Source organism: Nocardiopsis sp. MG754419, assembly GCF_018207095.1.
In the GTDB taxonomy this organism is placed as follows: Bacteria; Actinomycetota; Actinomycetes; order Streptosporangiales; family Streptosporangiaceae; genus Nocardiopsis.
Window position 1 is genome coordinate 1 of sequence record NZ_QOCZ01000109.1, and the last position, 20,809, is coordinate 20,809.

General features: G+C 70.4%; 22 protein-coding genes and 1 pseudogene. 10 read left to right on the forward strand and 13 right to left on the reverse strand.

The features are described from left to right. Both DSY14_RS19255 and DSY14_RS19260 read left to right on the forward strand, forming a co-directional pair. On the forward strand, nucleotides 1–1,576 hold a 1,576-nt coding region (locus DSY14_RS19255; protein WP_211717987.1), incomplete at its 5' end, for a hypothetical protein. Nucleotides 1,577–1,792: 216 nt separating this feature from the next. Beyond that, nucleotides 1,793–2,545, forward strand: coding sequence for a DUF2470 domain-containing protein (locus DSY14_RS19260; protein ID WP_211717988.1), 753 nt, complete (start codon nucleotides 1,793–1,795; stop codon nucleotides 2,543–2,545). A gap of 13 nt (nucleotides 2,546–2,558) precedes the next feature. Here the strand turns inward: DSY14_RS19260 and DSY14_RS19265 are convergent, their stop codons facing one another. From DSY14_RS19265 to DSY14_RS19305, 9 genes are all read right to left on the reverse strand, one after another. Next, a complete protein-coding gene (locus tag DSY14_RS19265; protein WP_211717989.1) occupies nucleotides 2,559–2,927 on the reverse strand; it encodes a hypothetical protein in 369 nt (122 codons plus the stop codon). Between the two features lie 98 nt (nucleotides 2,928–3,025). Further along, nucleotides 3,026–3,403: a metal-sulfur cluster assembly factor gene (locus DSY14_RS19270; RefSeq protein WP_211717990.1), complete on the reverse strand. Its 378-nt coding sequence runs from the start codon at nucleotides 3,401–3,403 to the stop codon at nucleotides 3,026–3,028. Beyond that, nucleotides 3,404–3,880, reverse strand: coding sequence for a Fe-S cluster assembly sulfur transfer protein SufU (gene sufU, locus DSY14_RS19275; protein ID WP_211717991.1), 477 nt, complete (start codon nucleotides 3,878–3,880; stop codon nucleotides 3,404–3,406). A 21-nt stretch (nucleotides 3,881–3,901) separates the two neighbouring features. Further along, on the reverse strand, nucleotides 3,902–5,200 hold the full coding sequence (locus DSY14_RS19280; RefSeq protein WP_211717992.1) for a cysteine desulfurase: 1,299 nt from the start codon (nucleotides 5,198–5,200) through the stop codon (nucleotides 3,902–3,904). A gap of 3 nt (nucleotides 5,201–5,203) precedes the next feature. Then, on the reverse strand, nucleotides 5,204–5,965 hold the full coding sequence (sufC, locus tag DSY14_RS19285; RefSeq protein ID WP_211717993.1) for a Fe-S cluster assembly ATPase SufC: 762 nt from the start codon (nucleotides 5,963–5,965) through the stop codon (nucleotides 5,204–5,206). Nucleotides 5,966–5,973: 8 nt separating this feature from the next. Then, a complete protein-coding gene (locus DSY14_RS19290; RefSeq protein ID WP_211717994.1) occupies nucleotides 5,974–6,309 on the reverse strand; it encodes a non-heme iron oxygenase ferredoxin subunit in 336 nt (111 codons plus the stop codon). Continuing rightward, nucleotides 6,302–7,462, reverse strand: a complete 1,161-nt coding sequence (gene sufD, locus DSY14_RS19295; RefSeq protein WP_211717995.1) for a Fe-S cluster assembly protein SufD — start codon at nucleotides 7,460–7,462, stop codon at nucleotides 6,302–6,304. The genes DSY14_RS19290 and sufD overlap by 8 nt, the downstream gene beginning before the upstream one ends. A gap of 1 nt (nucleotide 7,463) precedes the next feature. Continuing rightward, a complete protein-coding gene (gene sufB, locus DSY14_RS19300) occupies nucleotides 7,464–8,876 on the reverse strand; it encodes a Fe-S cluster assembly protein SufB (protein WP_211717996.1) in 1,413 nt (470 codons plus the stop codon). 19 nt (nucleotides 8,877–8,895) lie between these two features. Beyond that, nucleotides 8,896–9,663, reverse strand: a complete 768-nt coding sequence (locus DSY14_RS19305) for a metalloregulator ArsR/SmtB family transcription factor (protein ID WP_211717997.1) — start codon at nucleotides 9,661–9,663, stop codon at nucleotides 8,896–8,898. Nucleotides 9,664–10,074: 411 nt separating this feature from the next. Between DSY14_RS19305 and DSY14_RS19310 the strand changes: the two genes are divergently transcribed. The 3 genes from DSY14_RS19310 (at nucleotide 10,075) to DSY14_RS19320 (ending at nucleotide 12,827) form a co-directional block, all read left to right on the forward strand. Continuing rightward, complete coding sequence (locus DSY14_RS19310; RefSeq protein WP_211717998.1) at nucleotides 10,075–11,013, forward strand: ABC transporter ATP-binding protein; 939 nt, start codon at nucleotides 10,075–10,077, stop codon at nucleotides 11,011–11,013. Next, a complete protein-coding gene (locus tag DSY14_RS19315) occupies nucleotides 11,013–11,849 on the forward strand; it encodes an ABC transporter permease (protein ID WP_211717999.1) in 837 nt (278 codons plus the stop codon). The genes DSY14_RS19310 and DSY14_RS19315 overlap by 1 nt, the downstream gene beginning before the upstream one ends. 177 nt (nucleotides 11,850–12,026) lie before the next feature. Next, nucleotides 12,027–12,827 carry an inositol monophosphatase gene (locus DSY14_RS19320; protein WP_211718000.1) on the forward strand — a complete coding sequence of 267 codons (801 nt, stop codon included), beginning with the start codon at nucleotides 12,027–12,029 and terminating at the stop codon, nucleotides 12,825–12,827. Here the strand turns inward: DSY14_RS19320 and DSY14_RS19325 are convergent. Together DSY14_RS19325 and DSY14_RS19330 are read right to left on the reverse strand one after the other, a co-directional pair. After that, nucleotides 12,810–14,090, reverse strand: a complete 1,281-nt coding sequence (locus tag DSY14_RS19325; protein WP_211718001.1) for an MFS transporter — start codon at nucleotides 14,088–14,090, stop codon at nucleotides 12,810–12,812. The genes DSY14_RS19320 and DSY14_RS19325 overlap by 18 nt on opposite strands. A 156-nt stretch (nucleotides 14,091–14,246) precedes the next feature. After that, nucleotides 14,247–14,936 (reverse strand): RICIN domain-containing protein, encoded by a 690-nt coding sequence (locus tag DSY14_RS19330; RefSeq protein WP_211718002.1) that lies wholly within the window; start codon nucleotides 14,934–14,936, stop codon nucleotides 14,247–14,249. Nucleotides 14,937–15,078: 142 nt separating this feature from the next. On the opposite strand from DSY14_RS19330, the gene DSY14_RS19335 reads away from it, so the two are divergent. The 4 genes from DSY14_RS19335 to DSY14_RS19350 all read left to right on the forward strand — a co-directional run bounded on the left by DSY14_RS19335 (nucleotide 15,079) and on the right by DSY14_RS19350 (nucleotide 18,090). Next, complete coding sequence (locus DSY14_RS19335) at nucleotides 15,079–15,447, forward strand: hypothetical protein (RefSeq protein ID WP_211718003.1); 369 nt, start codon at nucleotides 15,079–15,081, stop codon at nucleotides 15,445–15,447. Between the two features lie 6 nt (nucleotides 15,448–15,453). Beyond that, complete coding sequence (locus tag DSY14_RS19340) at nucleotides 15,454–16,329, forward strand: DMT family transporter (RefSeq protein WP_211718004.1); 876 nt, start codon at nucleotides 15,454–15,456, stop codon at nucleotides 16,327–16,329. 229 nt (nucleotides 16,330–16,558) lie between these two features. Further along, nucleotides 16,559–16,783 carry a hypothetical protein gene (locus DSY14_RS19345; protein ID WP_374224028.1) on the forward strand — a complete coding sequence of 75 codons (225 nt, stop codon included), beginning with the start codon at nucleotides 16,559–16,561 and terminating at the stop codon, nucleotides 16,781–16,783. Between the two features lie 137 nt (nucleotides 16,784–16,920). Continuing rightward, nucleotides 16,921–18,090: a heme A synthase gene (locus DSY14_RS19350; RefSeq protein WP_211718005.1), complete on the forward strand. Its 1,170-nt coding sequence runs from the start codon at nucleotides 16,921–16,923 to the stop codon at nucleotides 18,088–18,090. On the opposite strand, the pseudogene DSY14_RS19355 reads toward DSY14_RS19350, so the two are convergent. Beyond that, a pseudogene (locus tag DSY14_RS19355) lies at nucleotides 17,978–19,238 on the reverse strand (PrsW family intramembrane metalloprotease). The gene DSY14_RS19350 and the pseudogene DSY14_RS19355 sit on opposite strands and share 113 nt — an antisense overlap. A 129-nt stretch (nucleotides 19,239–19,367) precedes the next feature. Between DSY14_RS19355 and DSY14_RS19360 the strand changes: the two are divergent. After that, nucleotides 19,368–19,769, forward strand: a complete 402-nt coding sequence (locus DSY14_RS19360; RefSeq protein ID WP_211718006.1) for a hypothetical protein — start codon at nucleotides 19,368–19,370, stop codon at nucleotides 19,767–19,769. A gap of 60 nt (nucleotides 19,770–19,829) precedes the next feature. Here the strand turns inward: DSY14_RS19360 and DSY14_RS19365 are convergent, their stop codons facing one another. Then, a complete protein-coding gene (locus DSY14_RS19365; RefSeq protein ID WP_211718007.1) occupies nucleotides 19,830–20,789 on the reverse strand; it encodes a heme o synthase in 960 nt (319 codons plus the stop codon). Nucleotides 20,790–20,809: the final 20 nt, after the last annotated feature.

The window sequence follows — 20,809 nt, forward strand, 5'->3', positions numbered from 1 at the left end:
GCCCTCCCCGACCCCCCTGGGCGGCATGGTGAGTTCGGCGGCGATGATCCCGGGCGGCCCCGAGGAGACCCTGCCCGAGCCTCTTCCCGACGACAGTGGCGTGGGCGACCTGCGCTCGCAGTTCCGCAGCTCCCTTCTGGGTCCGGGACGCACGCTGCGCCGGCCCAGTTTCGGTCCGCCCAAGGCCATGCGCTCCGAACAACCCGAGGAACGTCCCCCCGCGCCGGCTCTGGGCCGCCACCCCCTGGTGGACTCGGTCGAGGAGATGTTCCGGTCCTGGCCGGACCTGGAGCGGACCGTGGCCGCCGAACGTCTCTTCGCCACCGATCCCATCAGCATCCGCGTGCTGTCGGAGCAGATCGCCGTGGACGTCACCGAGATCCGCGGCGCACAACGCAAGGTCGAGGAGCGCCTGCTGCGCTGGCTCTCCTCCCCCGAAGGCGCCACCATCACCAAGCACCTGCGGGAGCTGTCCGACCAGCTGGGGTCGGCGACCACCATCGACCGACTCATCAACGCGCACCCGGACCACCCGGTGGACGTGCCCACGCTGAACACCCCGCTGTGGCGGGTGGTCATCACCCTGTTCACCGACCGGCGCATGCACAACGGCTGGCTCATCGCCGACGACCCCAACCGTCTGCGCTGGCAGACCCGGGAACTGCTGGACGACACCCCGGACCTGACCGAGGCCGGCATTCGCCTGGGCCGGATCGGCGTTCGCCAGCAGGAGCTGCGCGCCTGGCTGCTGAGCACCCCGGGCGTGAGTCTGCGCGAGGGCCGCGTGTACGTGGACACCTCCGTCCCCATGGAGGCTCCCGGCGGCGACCACTCCCCCGAGGGTTCGGGCACCACCGAGAACGGACTGCCGATCCGCCGGCGACCGGACGCCCCTGCCGAGGAGCCCCTGGGCGGCGCCGCTCCGGTCTCCGGGCACAGACCCGAACCCGAGCTCCATCCCCCTGTGGCTCCACCCACCGTGGTGGCCCCGCCGCCCCTGGCCCCGCCCCCCGGGCAGGCACCGGCCCGGCACGGCGCGAGCGAACCGGCCATGTCGGCGCGGTGCTTCCGCGCCCCCGACGGGCGCTGGTGGCACCGCATCGACATCACCGCCGACCACCTCAACGGCGCCCCGGTCGCCGTGCCCGCGGGGTACGCCACCCACCTGGGTCTACAGCCCGGACGGTTGCTGTGCCTGACCGCGCCCGGAGCGGACCTGCTCGTCCTGGTCTGGCGCGACCAACCGGCCTTCGACTCGTTGCGCCCCCTGCTGCGCAGGCAGGCCGTCCAACCGGGCGACCGTATCTTCATCACCGTCTCCGGTGACCGGCTGGACGCGCGCAAGCTCCCGGCGGCCGACCTGAGCGGACATTCGCCCTACGCGCGGGCGCTGCACCTGATCGGTTACACCGCCCCCGCCGCCACCGGCGACGCCCTCAAGATCCTCTCCCGCAGGATCACCGACAACGGCGACGAGTCCCTGGCCGCTCCTCAGGCCCTGCTGGACGTACTGACCCTGCGCGGTGACGACGACATCGCCGGCGAACTGCGTTCGGGCATGTTCGCCGCACACTAGGTCCCGCGCCCCCAGGACCGCCGCGGCCCGTGTCCGAGCACCACGCGGCGGGTGCCCACCGACCACGCACCAGGGCGCCCTCACCGCCCACCGAAGCCCCCGGGTTCCGCCCGGGGGCTTCGTCGTGCCCCGTCGGCCGGTTCCGGGCGCTCACCGACCCCGGCGTGACAGAACACCCCACAGAGATGTAGGTTAGCCTTACCTAAGAGAGCTGAGGTGATCCCGCTGTTCACGCACGCCCTGGAACCGTCCCCCGCGGAACGGGCCCGTTCGGTCCTGGCCCGCCCCAACCCGGCGACCGTCACGACCTCCGACCTGTCCCTGCACCTCACCGGCCCCGCCTGCCACACCGGACCCGACGGGGAGATCACCCTGCTCGTACCGGACCAGCACCGCGTCCTGGCCGAGATCGGCCCGCAGGGGCCGGAGGCGACCATCGAGTTCACCGACACCGCCCCCGTCGACCTGCGCGACCGGACCCGCTCCCTGCTGTGGATCAACGGCGCCCTGAGCCGCCCCACCGCGAGCGAGGCGCGCGAGCGCGCCTTGGCCGTGCTGGAGGAGGATCTCGACGAACGCCTCCTGGACCTGGGACACGGACGGACCATGATCGTCCTGCACCCCCACCTGGTCGTCTACTCCGACCACGACGGCTGCCACCTGCTGCCGCCGGAGGAGTTCACCCGCCTGAACGCCGACCCCTTCGACCGTTGGGAGGGGCCGTGGTTGCGCCACCTGGACCAAGACCACGCCGACCTGCTCGACGCCGTGGTCGCGCACTGCCCCGTCCCCCTGCCCGACGGTCGCCCGCGCCCGTTGGGGGTGGACCGTTACGGTCTGCGCCTGAGGTTGGAGGGCGCCGAGGGCGACCACGACGTGCGCATCCCCTTCCGCCGCCCCGCGCGCACCGCGCAGGAGGTCGCCCACCAGGTCCAGGAACTGGCCCATGTCCCCTACGACCGTTGCTGAGGTCCGCCGGGCGTCAGAACGGCGGGCCCAGCGGTTCGATCCAGTGGAACAGACCGACGTAGGAGAGCAGGTACAACCCCAGCCCCACGCACTGCACGCGAAGCGTCATCCGACGTCGGGGGCTCGCCCGGCACGAGACCACCCGGTGGAAGTGCTCGACCCCGTAGGGCAGGAAGAACAGCCACACCGCCCCCCATCCCCAGAACATCACCAGGTGCAGGCCCCCGGTCGCGTAGTTGATCGGCAGCATGAGCAGGCCCATCTGACAGGCGAGGAGAACGAGGCCCAGACAGGCCACGATCACCGTCCACACGCCGATCCACAGGGGGGAGGTGGGGCCTTCGTCGGTCGTTTCCGGCAGTGCGCCGGCGCGGGGGTCCATGGGTCCATCATGCTCCCGGACCGCCGGACCCTCGCGGTGCCCCCACGAAACGACGACGGGCCGGAACCCGAAGGTCCCGGCCCATGGCACTGATCGCCTCAGACGTTGAAGCCCAGCATGCGCAGCTGGTCCCGCCCGTCGTCGGTGATCTTGTCCGGACCCCACGGCGGCATCCAGACCCAGTTGATCTTGACGTCGCGCTCGAACTCGTCCAAGGCGCTGTTGGCCTGGTCCTCGATGACGTCGGTCAACGGGCAGGCCGCACTGGTCAGGGTCATGTCCAGCGTGATCGACGTGTCGTCGGCGTTCACTCCGTAGAGCAGCCCCAGGTCGACGATGTTGACCCCGAGCTCGGGGTCGATGACGTCCTTGAGCGCCTCACCGATCTCCTCGGCCAGGGCCTCCTGCTCCGGGGAGAGCGGAGCGGCCTCGGGCTTCTCGGCGGTCTCGGTCGTCGTGCTCTCGTTCTCGCTCATTCAGGCGCCTTCCTTGTCCAAGGACTGCGACACCGCGTCCTTCCATGCCATCCACCCCAGCAGGGCGCACTTGATCCGGGCCGGGTACTGCGACACACCGACGAACGCGACCGCGTCCTCCAGCACGTCCTCGTCGGGTTCACCCTTGCCCTTGGACTGCATCATCTCGGTGAAGGCGTCCAGGGTCCGCATCCCCTCGGCCACCGACCGGCCGATGAGCAGGTCGGTCAGGACCGAGGTGCTGGCCTGGCTGATCGAGCAGCCCATCCCCTCGTAGGAGACGTCGCTGATGATCGCCTTCTCGTCCAGTTCCGCCCCCTCGGAGGCGGGGGTCAACGTCACCCGGAGCGTCACCTCGTCCCCGCAGGTGGGGTTGATGTGGTGCGCCTCGGCGTTGTGCGGATCCCGCAGCCCCTTGTGGTGCGGGTTCCGATAGTGGTCCAGGATGATCTCCTGGTACATCGCGTCCAACTGCATGGTCAGGCAGAATCCTCGTTCCTAGGCCCTGGTCCCGAAGAACCTCTGGGCGGCCCGGATGGCCTCCGCGAGCGCGTCCACGTCCTCCACCGTGTTGTAGAGGTAGAAGGACGCACGCGTGGTCGCGACGATACCGAGCTTGCGGTGCAGCGGCCAGGCGCAGTGGTGGCCCACCCGCACCTCGACCCCTTGGTCGTCCAGAACCTGCCCGAGATCGTGCGGGTGGATGTCGTCCACGACGAACGACACCGCTCCGCCCCGGTCCACGGCCTCCGTCGGACCCACGATGCGCACACCCTCGATCGCGCCCACCTGCTTGAGCGCGTACTCGGTGAGCTCGTGCTCGTGCGCGGCGACCCGGTCCATGCCCACCTTCGACAGGTAGTCACAGGCCGCGGCCAGTCCGACGGCCTGCGGAGCCATCGGCACACCGGCCTCGAACCGCTGGGGCGGGTCCGCCCAGGTGGAGTGGCTCATGTGCACCACACCGATCATGGAACCACCGCTGATGAACGGCGGCATGGCGGCGAGGAGCTCCCTGCGTCCCCAGAGGACGCCGATCCCGTTGGGACCGAGCATCTTGTGCCCCGAGAAGGCGAGGAAGTCGACGTCCAGTTCGGCGACGTCGACCGGCATGTGCGGCACCGACTGGCAGGCGTCCAACAGCACCAGGGCACCGACCTCGCGGGCCCGGGCGGTGATGGGCGCCACCGGGTTGACGGTGCCCAGCACGTTGGACTGGTGCGCGAACGCGACCAGCCTGGTGCGCTCGTTGACCAGCTCGTCCAGGTCCGACAGGTCCAGACGGCCCTGGTCGGTCACCGGGAACCAGCGCAGCGTCGCACCGGTACGCCGGCACAGCTCCTGCCAGGGCACCAGGTTGGCGTGGTGCTCCATCTCGGTGACGACGATCTCGTCACCCGGCCCCACCTGGAACCTGCGCATTCCCTCGTCGGCCGTGGCCGCGTTGCTCATCGCGTACGCGACCAGGTTGACCGCCTCGGTGGCGTTCTTGGTGAACACCACCTCGCCCGAGTCGGCCCCGATGAACGACGCGATCGTCTCCCGGGCCGACTCGTAGGCGTCGGTGGCCTCCTCCGCGAGCTGGTGCGCTCCCCGGTGCACCGCCGCGTTGTGGCGTTCGTAGAACTCACGCTCGGCGTCCAGCACCTGCCGGGGTTTTTGCGAGGTGGCCCCGGAGTCGAGGTACACCAACGGGCGCTCGGCACGGACGGTCCGGGAGAGGATCGGAAAGTCCTCCCGGATCGCCTTGGTGTCGAGCGGGCCCGTTGCGGGCCGTCCCAGCTCGCGATCGCTCATGTGTTACGCGCCCGCCTTCACGAACCGCTCGTAGCCCTCGGTCTCCAGAACGTCGGCGAGCTCGGCGCCACCGGACTCGGCGATCCGGCCGTCGGCGAAGACGTGGACGAAGTCCGGCTTCACGTAGTTGAGGATGCGGGTGTAGTGCGTGATGAGCATGACGCCCAGGTCGCTGTCGGCCTGCGCGCGGTTGATGCCCTCGGAGACGATCTTGAGCGCGTCGACGTCCAGGCCGGAGTCGGTCTCGTCCAGGATGGCGACCTTGGGCTTGAGCAGCTCCAGCTGGAGGATCTCGTGGCGCTTCTTCTCACCGCCGGAGAAGCCCTCGTTGACGCCGCGGGCGGCGAACGCCGAGTCGATCGACAGGTTCTTCATGGCGCCCTGCAGTTCCTTGGAGAACTGACGGAGCTTGGGGGCCTCGCCGCGCACGGCCGTGACCGAGCTGCGCAGGAAGTTGGACATGGACACACCCGGAACCTCGACCGGGTACTGCATGGCCAGGAACACGCCGGCGCGGGCCCGCTCGTCCACGTCCATCTCCAGGACGTTCTCACCGTCGAGGAGGACCTCGCCCTCGGTGATCTCGTAGCGGGGGTGGCCCGCGATGGCGTAGGCGAGCGTGGACTTGCCGGAGCCGTTGGGACCCATGATGGCGTGGGTCTCACCGGAGTTGATGGTCAGGTCAACGCCCTTGAGGATCTCCTGCCGCTCGTCCTCGCTGATGAGGACGTCGGCGCGCAGACCGCGGATTTCGAACTTCGTCATATCAGGCCTCAGGAATTCTTCTCATCCAGCGAAACGAGCACGTCGTCGCCGTCGATCTTCACGTCGTAGGTGGGAACCGGCTGTGTGGCGGGCGGGTTGATCGGCGCCCCCGAGCGCAGGTCGAAGCAGGACCCGTGGAGCCAGCACTCGATCGTGCCGTCCTCGACCTCGCCCTCGGACAGGCGGACCTCGGCGTGCGAGCACACGTCACGCACGGCGAACACCTCGCCCTCGGTGCGCACCAGCGCGATGGGCGTCTCGTCGTCCGTCTCGATCCCCAGGACACCGTCCTCGGGGATCTCGTCGAGTTCGGCGACCTTGATCCAACCGCCCGTCTCACTCATGCGCGGCAAGCTTTCGCTCGACCTTCTCCATGACGTGGTCGCGCAGTTCCTGGTCGTCGATCCGGTTGACGATGTCCAGGAAGTAGCCACGGATGATCAGGCGACGGGCCTCCTCCTCGGGAATCCCGCGCGAGCGCAGGTAGAAGAGGTGGATGTCGTCCAGTCGACCGCTGGCGCTGGCGTGCCCGGCCCCCTGGACCTCACCGGTGAAGATCTCCAGGTTCGGCACGGAGTCGACACGGGTGTCGTCGGTGAGCTGCAGGTTGCGGTTGTGCTCGTAGGAGTCGGTGCCCGTGGTGCCCTCGCCGATGATGACGTCACCGATCCAGACGGTGTGGGCCCCGGCGCCGCTGAGCGCGCCCTTGTAGTCCACCCGCGAACGGGTGTGGGACAGGTTGTGGTCGATCAGCGAGCGGTGCTCGTGGTGCTGACCGTCACCGGCGAAGTAGAGCCCGTAGAGCTCGGCGTTGCCGCCCCGCCCCTCGTAGGACACGCGCGGCGACAGACGGACCAGGTCACCGCCCAGGGTGATGATGACCGACCTGAAGCTCGCGTCCTTGCCGATGCGGGCGTTGTGCTGGCTGACCTCGACCGCGTCGTCGTCCCACTCCTGGAGACTGACCAGGGTGAGCTTGGCGCCCTCGCCGACGTGGACGTCGAGGTTGCCGGCGCGCACACCGGTGCCGGTGTTGGTGATGATCACCGTGACCTCGGCCATCGGCTGCACGTCGATGATGAGCTGCTCGAAGGCGGTGCCGCCGAGGCCCTTCCGGTCGATCGTGATCGCCTTGTCGGCGACCAGCGAGCGCGGCACGGTCACGACGGTGGCCTGCTCGAAGGCGCTGTAGGCCTGCGCGATCACGCGGTCGACGGGCAGGCCCGCCTTGCCCAGGCGCTCGTCGTCCCGGCCGACCTGCTCGACGGTGACGCCCTCGGGGGCGTCCACGACCGTCTCGTCGGTGCCGTCGGCGGTCCCGTTCCAGTCGTGCAGTCCCTTGAGACGGCGCAGCGGGGTGAACCGCCACTCCTCCTCGCGTCCGTTGGGGACGGGGAAGTCGCTCACGTCACGGGAGCCGTGCGTGTCGAGCTTGGACAAGGGGATCTGTCCCAGCCCGTGGCTGTGCGCCTTGGGCTCCGTGTTCGTGGTCGTCAACTTATCCCACCGATCCTTCCATCTGGAGCTCGATCAGACGGTTCAGCTCCAGCGCGTACTCCATCGGGAGCTCCCGTGCGATGGGCTCCACGAATCCTCGGACGACCATGGCCATGGCCTCTTCCTCGGGCATCCCCCGGCTCATCAGGTAGAAGAGCTGGTCCTCACTGACCTTGGAGACGGTGGCCTCGTGCGCGAGCTCGGTGTCGTCCTCGCGCAGGTCGTTGTAGGGGTAGGTGTCGGACCGGCTGATCGTGTCGATCAGCAGGGCGTCGCACTCGACCGAGGACTTGGCGAAGTGCGCCCCCTCCTGGACCTGGATCAGGCCACGGTAGGAGGAACGACCGCCACCACGCGCCACCGACTTGGAGACGACCTTGGAGGAGGTGTTGGGCGCGCAGTGCACCATCTTGGCGCCGGTGTCCTGGTGCTGGCCCTCGCCCGCGAAGGCGATGGACAGGGTCTCGCCCTTGGCGTGCTCGCCCATCAGGTACACGGCCGGGTACTTCATGGTGACCTGGGAGCCGATGTTGCCGTCGACCCACTCCATGGTCGCGCCCTCTTCGGCGATGGCGCGCTTGGTGACCAGGTTGAAGACGTTGTTCGACCAGTTCTGAATGGTCGTGTAACGGCAGCGGGCGTTCTTCTTGACGATGATCTCGACGACCGCGGAGTGCAGGGAGTCCGACTTGTAGATCGGCGCGGTGCAGCCCTCGACGTAGTGGACGTAGGCGCCCTCGTCGACGATGATCAGCGTCCGCTCGAACTGACCCATGTTCTCGGTGTTGATCCGGAAGTAGGCCTGGAGCGGGATCTCCACGTGCACGTTCTTGGGCACGTAGATGAACGACCCGCCACTCCACACCGCGGTGTTGAGCGCGGCGAACTTGTTGTCGCCGGGCGGGATCACGGAGCCGAAGTACTCCTCGAAGATCTCCGGGTGCTCCTTGAGAGCGGTGTCGGTGTCCAGGAAGATGACGCCCTGCTCCTCCAGGTCCTCACGGATCTGGTGGTAGACGACCTCGGACTCGTACTGCGCGGCGACACCGGCGACCAGACGCTGCTTCTCCGCCTCGGGGATGCCCAGCTTGTCGTAGGTGTTCTTGATGTCCTCGGGCAGGTCCTCCCAGGAGGTGGCCTGCTTCTCCGTGGACCGCACGAAGTACTTGATGTTGTCGAAGTCGATCTTGGACAGGTCCGCGCCCCAGTCGGGCATGGGCTTCTTGCCGAAGAGCTTGAGCGACTTCATCCGGAGTTTGGTCATCCACTCCGGCTCGCTCTTCTTCGCCGAGATGTCCCGAACGACCTCTTCGTTCAGGCCACGACGGGCGGTGGCTCCGGCCTCGTCGGAGTCGGCCCATCCGTACTCATATGTTCCGAGCCCCTCGAGCTCGGGGTGCGCGACAGAAGTCATGCGCGGACTCCTCCTGGACTCAGACGTCCTTGTGATGGTGCGATCCTCCGCCCGCCGCACGGCGGGCGCTGGTGGTCGCGGGGGCGTGAATCTCCCCGCCCGCCACGTCACCCCGCGGAGTGACGTGTGTGGTGCACACACCATCGCCGTGGGCGATGGTGGCCAATCTGCGCACCGGGGTGCCCAGAAGCCGCGCGAAGGCCTCGATCTCGGCCTCACAGAGTTGCGGGAACTCGGCGGCCACGTGCGCGACGGGGCAATGGTGTTGGCACAACTGGTCGCCGCCTCCGGGCGCGGGCGCCTGGCCCGCGATGGCGGCGTAGCCGTCGTTGGAGAGCGCCTCGGCCAGCAGACGGACCCGCTGTTCGGCGGGGACGGCGTCCAGCATCGGCTTGTAGCGCCGCTCCAGGTCGGCCACCTGACTCCGAGCGAACTCCTTGACGGCCTCGGGACCGCCGGACCGCGCCAGGAAGCGCAGTGCGTTGGAGGCGAGGTCGTCATAGGCGTGCACGAAGGCGTCGCGCCCGGCCTCGGTGATACCGAAGACGCGGGCGGGTCGACCGCGACGACGGACACCGTGCGTGGGCCTGGCGTCGCGGGCCTCGATCATGCCCTCGGTGGTCAGGTTGTCGAGGTGGCGGCGGATGGCCGCCGGTGTCAGCCCCAGCCGTTCCCCCAGGGAGGAGGCGGTGATGGGGCCCTTCTCCAGGATGAGCCGGGCGACACGGGCACGGGTGCCGCGGTCGGGCCCGTTGAGGGCACGGGATGCGTTGGGTGCCTCGGGCATGGCGCTCCCCTCCCTCGTTCGACGACCGGCTCGTGGTTTTGACAACATCAGTGTGGCGTAAATAAGTCCGTCTAGGCAAACCCGACCCGATGCCTTTCATCACCAAGGTCAGGCTTGCCTAACCTGCGAGTTCACGCGGAGGTGACACGCGAATCCCGAACGCGACCACTCCGACACCGGCCGCATTTCCCGCATTCCGAGACGCGCATCTCGCCATTCAGTCGGGGCGCGCGGAGATCGGCGTACCGTCACCACCCCCCGCACCCGAAAGGACCAGGGAAAACCCGTCACCGAAGGTGAGCAACGGGGAATCGCGTCCCACCATTCCCTCGCGCGCACCGCACGTGGTACGCGTACGCTCCGGGCGGGGTGGTGAAGGCGAACGCCGGGTCGCACGTAAACTCAGGCCCCATGGACACACCCGCCCTTGAGGTCGTCGACCTGGTGAAGCGCTACGGCGCCACCACGGCCGTCACGGGCCTCTCGTTCACCGCGCGGCGAGGCGCGGTGACCGCCCTGCTCGGACCCAACGGAGCGGGCAAGACCAGCACCATCGAGATCTGCGAGGGCTTCCGCCGCGCCGACGACGGGCGCGTGCGCGTCCTCGGCATGGACCCGGTCACCGACGCCACCGCGCTCAAGCCCCGGGTCGGCGTGATGCCCCAGTCCGGCGGGGTGCCCACCGGTGCCCGCGCCGCCGAGTGGTTGCGCCTCATGGCGTCCTTCCACGCGAGCCCCATCGAGCCCGACCTGCTCCTGGACCGGCTCGGCCTCACCTCGGCCGGTCGCACGCCGTTCCGCCGCCTGTCCGGCGGACAGCAGCAGCGCCTCTCCCTGGCCTGCGCCGTCATCGGCCGCCCCGAGATCGTCTTCCTCGACGAACCCACCGCGGGGCTGGACCCCCAGGCCCGCATGGCCACCTGGGACCTGGTGAGCGCCCTGCGCACCGCGGGGGTGGCGGTCATCCTCACCACCCACCACATGGAGGAGGCCGAACGCCTCGCCGACCACGTGGTCATCATCGACCACGGTGCCGTGGTGGTCGACGGCACGCCCGAGGAGCTCACCGGCGGCCGCCGCGACGTGCGCTTCTCCACCGGCGCTCCGATCGACTCCGAGGCCCTGCGCGCCGCGCTGCCGGAGGGCGGGTCGGTGTCCACGGTGACCACGGGCGACCGGCACGAGCACACCGTGACCCCGGACGACCCGGACGCGCTGGGGCCGGAGTTCCTCGCCACGGTCACCGCCTGGTGCGCCTCGGCGGGTGTCCTCGCCGAGGACCTGCGCGTTCGACGGCGTACCCTCGAAGACGTCTTCCTCGAAACCACCGGCCGGGAACTGCGCGACTGATGACCGAGCACACCACCGGCACGGCCACCGCGGCCGTCGCCGACGCACCCACCCTCGCCACCGACCCCGGGCTGTTCACGCCGGCCCCGGGTGCGGCCCCGATGTGGCGCATGGTCGCCGCCCAGGCCGGCATGGAACTGCGCGTGATGCTGCGCCATGGCGAGCAGTTCCTGCTCACCATGGTCATCCCCGTGCTCCTCCTGGTGGGTTTCAGCCTCACCACCGTCCTGGACGTGGGCGAGGGCGCCCGCGTGGACGCGCTCACTCCCGGCATCCTGGCGTTGGCGATCATGTCCACCTCCTTCACCGGACTGGCCATCGGCACCGGGTTCGAGCGACGTTACGGCGTGCTCAAACGCCTGGGGGCCACCCCACTGTCGCGGTTCGGGCTGCTGGCCGCCAAGACCCTGGCCGTGTTGGCGGTGCAGGCCATCCAGATCACCGTCCTCGGTGTGGTCGCGCTGTTGCTGGGTTGGGCGCCCACGCTGAGCCCGCTCGGCGTGCTCGCGGCGTTGGCGCTGGTGTTGCTCGGCACCGCTGCGTTCAGCTCGTTGGCGTTGCTCATGGCGGGCACCCTGCGCGCCGAGGCGACCCTGGCCGGCGCCAACCTGGTGTACGTGCTCCTGCTGGGGCTGGGCGGGGTCCTCTTCCCGACCAGCAGCTTCCCCGGGCCGATGGAGCAGGCGGTGTCGGTGCTGCCGATCACCGCACTCGCCTCGGGACTGCGCGAGGTGCTCTCCCACGGTGCGCTCCCGGGGGCCGGCGCGTTCCTGGTCCTGGTCGTGTGGACGGCCGTGTGCGGCCTGCTGGCCTCGCGCCTGTTCCGCTGGGAGTGACGCGGCGGGCGCGCCCGGTCGCCACCGCCCGTCGGGTGCGGTGCGGCGATGGTGCGCACCCACGGTCGCGGGCGGGTGCGGTGACGGCGTCGCCGGGTCGAGGCGCGGCGGACCGGCGCGCCGTCGGCCCCACCCGAGACCCCGGTCGCGCGGACGGGCGGTCGTAGGCTGTCGGCCATGACGATCGACATCGACACCGTGACCAAGATTCTCCGCGAGGCCGCACAGGAGTCGATCCTGCCCCGTTTCCGCTCCCTGCGGGGGGACGAGGTGGCGGAGAAGGCGCCCGGGGAGATCGTCACCGTGGCCGACCGCGAGGCCGAGGCCACCATCGCCCGCCGGCTCCGCGAACTCGTCGACGCGCCCGTCGTGGGCGAGGAGGCCGCATCCGCGGACCCCGCGCTCCCGGACGCGCTGCGCACGGAGCCCACCGTGTGGTTGGTCGACCCGTTGGACGGCACCCGCAACTTCGTCCATGGCCACGAGGAGTTCGCCGTCATGGCCGCGCTGGTCCGCGGAGGCCGGACGGTGGCCTCCTGGATCCTGCGCCCGACGCTGGACCGTGTGTACACGGCCGAACAGGGGTCGGGCGCCTGGTGCGACGGCCGGCGGCTGCACCGGTCCCCCGCACCGGCCGACCCGGCCCGGCTGCGCGGGGTGGCGCTCTCGCGGTTCCTGCCGCCAGCGCAGCGTGCGCACGTGGAGGCCGCGACGGACCGGTTCGCCGAGGTGGGGGCCGGCTCCTCCTGCGCGGGGGTCGACTATGCCCGGCTGGTCGAGGGCGCACTGGACTTCGTGCTGTTCCATCGGACCCTGCCCTGGGACCACGCCCCCGGTGGCCTGCTGCTCACCGAGGCCGGCGGGGTCGCCCTGCGACCCGAGGGCGACCCCTACCGTCCGGGCGACGATCGTCCGGGGCTGCTCGACGCCGCCGACCCGCGGACCTGGCGCACGGTGCGGTCACTCCTGCTGTCCTGAGGTGAGGGCCGGCCCGGTCCGGGACCGGGCCTTGCGCCCTCGCGACACAAGGACAACGAGCGCCACCAGGAGGAGCGGCGCCGCCACCGGCGCGTAGCCGGCGCTCGGGGAACCCCCGGTGAGAAGGAGACCCACCGAGGCACCGCCCAGGGCCGCGCCCGCGTTGAAGGCGGTGTTCACCCAGTTCCCCGCCCGGGTCCGGAACCGCGGACGGACCGACGCGTCGGCGAGCAGGTAGGCCGTGGTGAGCAGCGGCGCGGCGAACACCCCCGCCACGAAGAGCAGGATCACCAGTGCCGGGAGGCCGGGGGCCAGGGCGACCGCGGCCACGGAGGCGCCCAACGCCGCCGCGAGCAGCGCCGACCGGGTGCCGGCGGCGCACCGCCAGGCCACGGCGCCGTAGGCCAGACCTCCGAGGGCACTGCCGCCGGCCTGCGCGGACGCGACCAGGACCACGGCCTCGACCGCTCTCTGTCCCTCCGCGAAGGCGACGTTCAGCAAGGCCGCCGCACCCAGGGTGAGGCCCATGGCCGCGGAGACCGCGACCGCGGAGAGGAAACCCCCACGGTCGGTGAGGAGCACGCCGTTCCCCGGCGCCGCGGCCGGGGACGGGGACGGGTCGCTTCCGGTGCGGACCGTGTCGTCCGTGTCCGCCATGGCACGGACCACCGGCGTGGTCACCATCCCCACCGTCCCCGCCGACACCAGGACGGCGCACAGGGCCGGCCCCGTCGAGGGCGGGCCGGCCCACAGCAGGGCGCCCAACATCAGCGGTCCGGTGAGGAGGATCAGCTCCTCGACCACGGTGTCCAGGCTGTAGGCGCGCTGGAGCAGGGCCCGGTCCGGGCACAGGTGGCTCCACACGCTCCGGGTCACCGGGCCGAGCGGTGGCGCGCAGGCACCCGCCACCATGGCCAGAGCGGCCAGGACGCCCGGGTGGGCACCGGGGTTCCAGGTGGTCGCGGCCAGCCCGGTCAGGGCCAGGGCGTGGAGCCCCGCCATCGGGGGCAGGGCGCGGCGAGGTCCGTGCCGATCGATGAGCGAGGCCCGCAGTGGCGACAGGACGGTGACGGTGAGGCCCAGCAGACCCATCACCAGCCCGACATGGGCGTAGGAACCGGTGGAGTGGACGATGGACAGGACCAGGGCCGGCGAGAGGATGCCGTAGGACAGGCGGCCCACGAGCGCGGGGGCCAGGAAACGGGCGACGCCCGTGACGCGGAGAACGGCACGGTAGGTCGGCACCCCGTGGGGCGAGGACATGGGGGTTCTCCCTCAGGAGGGGCGGCGCGCGAGGGCGGCGCCGCCGATGTGCGTGGACGTCGAAGGGCCGCGGCGCTGGACCGCGGCGCTGGCGTCGCTCTACGCACGGGGGGAGAACATGCGGGCGACCTTAACACGCGCCGTCCGCGGCCCCGCTCACTCCACCGGGGCCAGGCGCCACTGCTGGTGCGGGTGTCCACCGTCCTCCGCCGGGGTGACGAGGGTTCCGTTGTCGGGGGCCCCGCCCTGTCCCTCCAGCGCGTGACCGTCGGCGCGGTTGACCAACCGGACCACACCGTCGCCGACCTCGACCACGGTCCAGTGTTGGTTGGGCGATCCGGTGCGCGTGAGCAGGGAGGCCACGGGGCCGCTCTCCGGGTCGGGGGCCGCGGGGATCTCCAGCAGCTTCCCGCTGCCGACCCCGACGACCTCGTAGAAGCCGTCGTCGATCGGCACGAAGCGCCACTGCTGGTTGTCCTGGTCGTGGCGGTCCCACAGGTGGACATGGGCTCCGTTGTCGGTGGACCCGCCCGCCACGTCCAGGGCACGGTCGCCGTGCACGTTCTGCAGGGCGTAGGCCGTCCCGGGTTCGAGCCCCGCGGGATGGGTCTCCTCCGCCGGTTCGGGTTCCTCCGAGGCCTCGGGTTCCGGCGCATCGGCGGGTTCGACGAGGATGCCGGAGAGGACGGTCATCTCCTCGACCTCGGCCCGGGTCTCGGCGACGAAGATCCCGGCCGTGTAGGCGCCCACCCCGACCGCCAGCACCAAGGCCAGGGCACCGGCCAGGAACGGCCACCGGGGCGGCCGGTCGGGGGCGACACGGGGTCGGGCGGTGCGTCGGGACATGGTGCGGTACTCCTGCGGGGCCGGGATGATCCGGAGTCGGATCGAACCATTTCACACCAAAGGAAACGATTCGCGCACGTTCGTTCGCGATCGCCCGGACATATCGGGGATGAAGTCACGTGCGTGGATAGGGTGACCGTCCATGGAGAGCATCGGCGTCCCCTGGTTCATCATGGTCCGTTACCTGGGCCCTCCCCTGTTCCTCGTCGTCGTGGGCGGAGCGCTTCTGTGGTGGCGCCGTCCGCCGTTGGCGGGGCTGGCGTGGACCGCCCTGGTGGTGAACCTGTTCGCGGCCGCGCTGCCGTTCCTGTGGATCGGCGTGCAACTGCTCACCGGCGAGGGCGACATCACGGTGATCGGCCTGGTGATGACGCTCCTCCAGCCCGCCGTGGTGGTGCTGGCCTGGTCCCTGCTGCTCTTGGCGTTCGTCCTGCCTTCCCGCCGGCCCTCGGGCGCGGTCGGCTCGGACGGGGGCGAGGAGGTGGCCCGCACCCCGGAAAACGTAGGATGACCCACCATGAGCACCCGGACCGGTTCGACCCGCACCTCTCTTGGAAGCCTGCTGGACTCGGTACCTCCGGTCTGGATGGTGCTGGTCGGCATCGTCTCCGTGCAGACCGGCGCGGGGGTCGCCAAGAACCTGTTCGACGCTCTGCCGCCGGCGGCCGTGGTGTGGCTGCGGCTGCTCACCTCCGCGGTTCTGCTGATGCTCGTGGTCCGGCCCGTCCTGAGCGCTCGCAGCCGCGGCGACTGGATGGTGGTGATCGGCTACGGGGTGGCGCTGGCCGCCATGAACTTCTTCATCTACCAGGCCTTCGCCCGCATCCCGCTGGGCATCGCGGTCACCATCGAGTACCTGGGGCCTCTGCTCATCGCCATCCTGGGCTCACGCCGCCGCGTCGACCTGGTGTGGGCGGGGCTGGCGGGCCTCGGCGTGGCCTCCCTGGGCGTGGAGTTCCGCGCCCTCGACCCGGTGGGCGTGCTCTTCGCGGTACTGGCGGGCGCCGCCTGGGCGGGGTACATCCTGCTCAGCGCCGCGACGAGCCAACGGTTCCAGGGAACCTCGGGGCTGGCCATCGCCAGCATGGTGGGTGTGGTGGTCCTGGCCCCGGCCGGCATCGCCGAAGGCGGCGCCGCCCTGCTCGACTGGCGGCTGTTGCTGTTCGGTCTGGCCGTGGGCGTCCTGTCCTCGGTCATCCCCTACACGCTCGAACTGCACGCCCTGCGGCGCATGCCGCCCCGGGTGTTCGGGATCCTCATGAGCCTCCAGCCGGCCGCGGCCGCCCTCGTCGGTGTGGTGCTGCTGGGTGAGATGCTGACCGTGTGGCAGTGGCTGGCCGTGGCCTGTGTGATCGCCGCGAGCGCCGGTTCGACCCGGACCTCGGCCCGCTGACCGCCTCTCCGGCGCCCGGGGACGTGCTCCCGCCACCGGCACTCGACGGTCGCCCCGGCTGCGCGCCGGCCGACCCACACGCCCCCGCTCCATGACCGGGCGCCCAGGCCCCGGGAACAGCGCTCTTCCTGGAATGCCAGGACGCACAAAATCCACCACGGAGAGTTTCAAGTTGTGACCTAACGGTTATCAGCCCAGGTGGGCAGCGTGCCCATGACGATGTAGCCGCTTGAGAGGCAGAGCAATGCGCACCATGACCAAGTACGCGATCGCCACCCTGTTCACCGCGGGCCTGCTCGGCGGGGGTGCCGGCGTCGCCGCCGCCGCTCCGGCCCCGATCTTCGACTACCACTCCGAGGCCTACCAGGCCTGCGTCAACCAGCAGAACACCCTGGGCCTGATCAACCTGGACCTCAACCTGCTCAACCAGTGCATCGCCAACTACAGCGACTGATCCGGTCACTGTGACCAAGGGCCCCGGACCCACGGTCCGGGGCCCTGCCCGTGTCCGTGGTCACCCCATCGACGCAGGTGGAACAGGATGACGGGGGCGCGTCAGTGCCCCGGGAACGATGTACTACAGTCTGTCGTATGTTTGCTTCCCCGGCCTCCGCGACGACGGCCATGCCCATCCTGCCCTCGCTCGCGGCCGACGAGTTCGAGGACATCGTCCTCCTCGGCGTCCCCCTCTGGGGCTGGCAGATCGCCCTGGCCGTCGCGGGCGTGCTGGCGCTCGTCCTGCTGGCCCGGACCATCTGGGTCCCCACGCAGCGGTCGTTGCGGGCCTGGGCACTGGGCAACATCGTCGTCAACGCCGGGATCGCCGTCACCGGCGCCACCGTCCGGGTCACCTCCTCGGGGCTGGGCTGCTCCGAGTGGCCCAGGTGCACCCCCGACAGTTTCGTGCCGATCGACACCGGACACGCGGCCTTCAACGCCGCCATCGAGTTCGGTAACCGCACGCTGACCTTCCTGGTCCTGGCGGTCGGCGTGATCACCCTGATCGCGGTGCTGCGCATGACCCCGCGCCGCCGCGACCTGACCCGCCTGGCCGTGATCATCCCCTTCGGTGTCCTCGGGCAGGGCGTGGTCGGCGGCATCACCGTCTGGACCGACCTGCACCCGGCCGCGGTCGCCACCCACTTCCTGTTGTCCATGGTGATGGTCTTCATCACCGTGGCGCTGTACGTGCGCCTCCAGGAGCCCGAGGGCACGCCGCGCGTCGTGGTGGGACCGATGCTGCACACGGTGAGCATCGCCCTGGTCGTGGTCGGGTTCCTGCTGCTCATCGCGGGGACCGTCGTCACCGGCACCGGCCCGCACGGAGGTGACGCGGCCGCGCCGCGCTGGAACCTGGATCTGCCGGCCATCACCCGTGTGCACTCGTCGCTGGGCTGGCTGACCCTGGTGGGCAGCGCGGCCGCGGTCCTGCTCGCCGTTCGCGGCGGCGCCGGTCGCCCCGCCCGTCTGAGCAGCGTGGCCCTGCTGGTGATCGTGCTGCTCCAGGGGGTCCTGGGCTACACGCAGTACGCCCTGGAGCTGCCGGAGGCCCTCGTGGTCCTGCACGTGCTCGGTTCGGCGCTCACCTGGGTGGCGATCGCGCGTCTGTACTTTGCCACCACCCGGCTGACGCCGCCGGAGGACGCCGTCACGACCGGGGCGGATGCGGCGGACCGTGCGGAGGCTGCGGTGGGGGCCACTGGCCCGGAGGCTGACCATGACGGGGAACGTAGTGCTGAGGAGCCTGCGCCTGGGCGATGACGTGCGCGAAGTCCGCACGGCGCAGGAAGCCCGAATCCGTGGGCCGCTCGGCCCATCCCGGGGTCACCGGCTGCGGTAGACGGCCCAGGAAGGTGTCCCTGGCCACGTGCATCAGGGCCAGGAACGCGTCGCGATTGACCTTCCAGTCCTTGCGCACGATGCCCGCCTCCAGTTTCTGGTGCAGCAGCGCGAGCTCGGTGGCGGCCAGCTGGTAGTCCTTCATCGCCACACGCCCGCGGGCGCCCGCGTTGCGCGCGGCCCACTCCCGTGCCTGGCGACGACCGGTCATGGAACTGAGCATGGTGATGTCGGCGGGCGTCACCAGCCCGGTGGAGATGTAGGGCGGCAGGTGACGGGAGATCGCGGCGACCTGGCTGCGGCGGTCGTGACGGGCGATCGACAGGATGACCATGAGCACCACGAACAGCACGAGGTAGGCGCGCGATGGGGGCGAGGAAGCGCGCACCGCCCGGACGCATGGCCGCGTAGGCGACGCCGATGCCGATCATCGCCGTGTAGAGCGGGTGCCCGAAGGGCGCGATGATCCCGCGGATGGCGAAGGTGGCCACCAGCGTGCCCTCGAAGAAGGCGCTGAGGAAGTACAGGATGTTCTCGGTGAAGGCGAAGCCGGTCGCCACCATGCCCGCGTAGACCACACCGTCGGTGAAGGTGTCGATCTCGTTGCGGCGCCGCCACAGCAGGATGAGCAGCACCAGGCCCTTGGCGCTCTCCTCCACCACCGGGGCCACCAGCGCGGTGCCGAGGAAGTCGCCGAGGTCCGGTCCGAACAGCGGCACCATGAGGTAGGCGATGCCCCAGCTGTTGAGGATGAGCGACGCGAGCACGGCCACGCCCGCGCCCCAGACGAAGGCGAAGAACAGCACCCATCCGGGCTCCGGTTCGAGCCGGTCCAGGAGCAGGATGAGCGGGATGAGGATCGTCACCGGGACGATGGCGGCGATGAGGCTCACCACGAAACCGACGGCGCCGTCGATGCCCGCGGCCGCCCCGCCCGCCAGGGCCAGGAGCCACAAGTACCCGAGCATGCCCAGCATGCACACGACGCTGATGGTGATGCCCAGGATGAGGGTCATCGAGTAACGGGACTTGCGGCCTTGGAGAATGGCCTTGCTGTCGAGACGGGGCATGAGCACAGATCGTAGCGCTTGCCGCCCGCGTCACCGAGTCGGCTTCCACCCCGTGCCGATCTTTCCGCGGGGCCGACCCGGGTACGACAGGATGGCAGCAGCACCGGTCCCGTCAAGAAAGGCCCCGCCATGGACCCGAACGACACCGCCGCCAGACCCGTCTCCGGCACCGAGTGGGTGCTGCGCGTGGCGGTCCTGGCCAGTCTGGCCGCGCTCCTGTGGGAGTTCGTCACGGCCGGACAGTTGGTCACGTACAACCTGGACGCGCTGCCCCTGCACTACGCCGGCGCGTTCGCGGTGCACGTCGCCACGGGTGTGCAGTTGCTGGCGGCCGGCGCGGTGTGGTTCTCCCACGGACGAGGTCCCGGGACCGACCGCACCATCGCCCTCACCAGTCTGGTCGCGTTCGTGCTGGCCTTCCCGCAGGCGGCCATGGGCACCTACGGCCCGCTCCAGGCGCACGTGCCGTTGGCGCTGTTGCTGGTGGCCGTGGTCGTGTGGTCCGCGGTGCTCATCTGGCGCCGACGCTGACACACGAGAACGGCGCCCGCCCCGATGGGGCGGGCGCCGTCGCGCTCGAGGGCGGGCGGCTCAGCCGAGCAGCCCCGCCAGGAGGGGGTCGATGGTCACGGCCGTGAACAGCAGCGCCAGGTAGGCGTTGGACAGGTGGAAGAAGCCCATGGTCTTGAGCTGGGCCCCGGTCACACCCGCCTTCGAACGGCTGAGCAGGCGGTGGGCCTGGAACACCAGGAGCGCGCCGAGGATGAGGGCGACGACCCCGTAGAACCAGGTGGTGCCGGCCACCGGCCAGAAGACCAGGGACACGATCACGGTCGCCCAGCTGTAGAGCACCGACTCCAGGAGCACCCGGCGGTCCCCGGCGACCACGGGCAGCATGGGCACCTTGGCGGCGGCGTAGTCCTCGCGGTACCGCATCGCCAGCGTCCAGGTGTGCGGGGGCGTCCAGAAGAACACCACCAGGAACAGCACGAACGGTGCCCAGGCGAGGCTGTTGGTGACCGCCGCCCAGCCGATGAGCACGGGCATGCAGCCGGCGATGCCGCCCCACACGACGTTCTGGGCGGTGCGCCGCTTCAACAGCATCGTGTAGACGAAGATGTAGAAGGCGATCGCGAAGACCGACAGCACCGCCGACAGCACGTTGACGAAGGCCAGGAAGCCGACGGTGGAGCCGATCGCCAGGACGAGCCCGTAGATCAGGGCGCCCTTGGGGGTCACCAGGTCCATCGCACCGGGACGCTGGCGGGTGCGACGCATCTCACGGTCGATGTCACGGTCGATGTAGCAGTTCATCGCGTTGGCGCTGGCCGCCGACATGGTGCCGAACAGCAGGGTGGCGACCGCGGTCCACAGCGGCGGCACACCCCCGGCGGCGACGAACATCACCGGGATGGTGGTGATGAGCAGCAACTCGATGACGCGGGGCTTGGAGAGGGCGACATAGGCGCGGACGTGATCGACCAGGGAGGCCTTGCGGGGGGCCTCGGGGGTGGACGATCCGGCCTGCGGGGCGCGGTTGGTGAGTGCCATCAGGACCGCGTCCCCACGGC